The sequence below is a fragment of the Psychromonas algicola genome (assembly GCF_004378355.1).
GTDB lineage: Bacteria > Pseudomonadota > Gammaproteobacteria > Enterobacterales > Psychromonadaceae > Psychromonas.
The window spans coordinates 1-449 of the sequence record NZ_SNUB01000097.1 but is presented as its reverse complement, the minus strand read 5'-3'; the positions used below and the strand labels follow the sequence as shown (position 1 = coordinate 449).

Annotated in this window: 1 pseudogene; it reads right to left on the bottom strand. The window is 36.3% G+C overall.

Annotated elements, in window-relative coordinates:
• Nucleotides 1-202, bottom strand: a pseudogene (locus E2R67_RS16515) (IS110 family transposase); the annotation flags it as partial.
• Between the last annotated feature and the right edge of the window lie 247 nt (nucleotides 203-449).

The window sequence follows — 449 nt, the reverse complement described above, 5'->3', positions numbered from 1 at the left end:
ATTCACAGACAACCGCTATTTGTTTATTTGGGTAACGAGTTTTAAGTGTCATTGCCCATTCATGCAATGCTTTTGGTTTATGTTTGATAATGGAGTAATTATATATTTCAGTGTGGTTTGGATGTTCACAGATATCATGTTTTTTATCGGCCCAATCGATACCGATTAAAACAGCAAAATCATCAACATTATATGCTTTCATTTTGGAGCTCCTCCGCGTAAAGTAAATGTTGGAATGTGCTTAATGCTCGTTTCTCGCAGGTCTTATAGATAGTCGTGGTAGGCGATCCCTGAGTATGCGTTTTGAAGCGAGTTGTTCTGTTGGTTCGAACGTCTTGTTAAAAACATTGTATGTTTGGCAATTCAATATTCGTAACCAACAGAAGCATGTTCCATTTAATATAATAGTTAACGAATCTATTAAAGGAATGGAACGGTCGAACTATAAG